At 67.5% G+C, this 1666-nt stretch carries 1 protein-coding gene; it reads right to left on the reverse strand.

Annotated elements, in window-relative coordinates; all coding sequences use genetic code 11:
• Positions 1–54: 54 nt before the first annotated feature.
• A complete protein-coding gene (locus ACWGJB_RS49795; RefSeq protein ID WP_453386632.1) occupies positions 55–1593 on the reverse strand; it encodes an ISL3 family transposase in 1539 nt (512 codons plus the stop codon).
• Positions 1594–1666 lie beyond the last annotated feature (73 nt).

Genomic DNA, 1666 nt, shown 5'->3' on the forward strand with positions numbered 1-1666 from the left:
TTTTTCTTGGCTCTTCCAAGATTTTCGTAGGCGTTGATCGCTGCGACAGGGGTGTTAGCTGAGCAGGATGAGCTGGCGGAGGAGGCGGTGTCCGGCTCGGCCGTAGAGCTGGCGTTTGATGAGTTTGATCTTTGTGTTGACGCCTTCGGTGCGGCCGTTGTGCCAGGGCAGGGTCACGGCCGCGTCGATGGCGGTGCGGTCGCGTTCCAGGCCGGTGGTAAAGGCGTGCAGGAAGGGCAGGTCCGCGGCGCGGGTTCGGGTGATCCAGTCGGTCAGCTCGGCGGCGTTGTGGTCGGTCGGGATCAGGAGCTGGGCGAAGGATCGGATCTGCGCCGCCAGGGTGGTCATCTCCGAGCAGGCTGCGGCCAGTTGGTCGCGAAGTCGGTGCTGGTTCTCGTCGAGTCGGTCAGGATGGCGGGTGAGCAGGCCGGTCACCCGGCGTGGGGAAAGCGCGGCGTGGTCGGCGTCGACACGGCCGGAGTTGATGTAGCGGACCAGCAAGTTCGCACTGCCCGTATAGCCGCGTTCGCGGATCTCGGCCAGCAGATGGGTGACCGGGACGGCCGGGTCCTTCTCGCGGCGCTCGCGCAGATGGTCCCGGTAGGGGTCGACCAGTCCGGACCGGTAGGTCGGCGTGCGCACCAGTCGGTCGGGCTCGGTGTGGCGGGCGTAGCGTTTGACGGTGTTCAGGGCCAGGCCGAGCCGGCGGGAGCACTCGAGCAGGCCGACGCCCTGGTCGAGCAGGCAATGGACCTGCTGCCACCGCTCGCGGGTGTTCTGAGCGCGTTTGCCCTCGAGCAGCGGAGGTCCGAACTTGCCCCAGCATGAGCTATGGGCCGTGACCTCTTTGACCACGGCCTCGACGAGCCCGCGCCAGAGGTGCCAGCGGTCCATGACCTGCACGATCTTCGGGTTGGCATCGAGGGCAGCCTGGGCGAAGCTTCCCGCGCCGTCGCGGCAGAGCACCCGTGCGCCTGGATGCTCCCGCAGCCAGGCGGAGACCGTTGCGACCTTCCGGTCCGGCAGCACCTCGATGCGCTGACCGGTCTGTGCGTCGATGATGATCGTGGCGTAGCGGTGGCCGCGCAGCAGCGCGAACTCGTCGATCCCGACCACTCGCGGGGTTTCGCGTTTCGGCGGCGCGATACGCATCAGGCAGTTCAGCACGCTCGCCCGGCTCACCATCTGATGCAAGACCGTCAGCAGGCGGGCGCCGGCCGAGCCGGCCAGCACTTGGGCGATCGCCTCGATCACCCGGCGCAGTGCGGGAGTTCGCCGCTGATATCGCTCGGTCAGCCCCGCCACCTGCTCGACGAAGGTCACCTTCGAACAATCCGAGTTCTCGCAGTACAGGCGCCGCACACACAGGTCGATCACGACCGGTCTGCCGCCGACGGCCTCGTCCGCGATGTGCCGCACGTACCGCGAGTGCACCCACGAAGAAGACTCGCCGCACCCCGGACAAGCACACCGGACCCCGTCCCTGGTCCGGGCCGTGATCCGGATCAGGTCCGCCCCCGCACACACCCGCTCGACCCGCACCTCAGCCAACTGCGGTAACAGCACGGCCAGTTCGACGTCACACACACCCAGCCTGCACGAACGCAGCGCACGAGCGCCGAGGAACACCCAGACGATCAACGCCTACGAAATTCTTGGAAGAGCC

This window comes from Streptomyces sp. NPDC054813 (assembly GCF_053611365.1).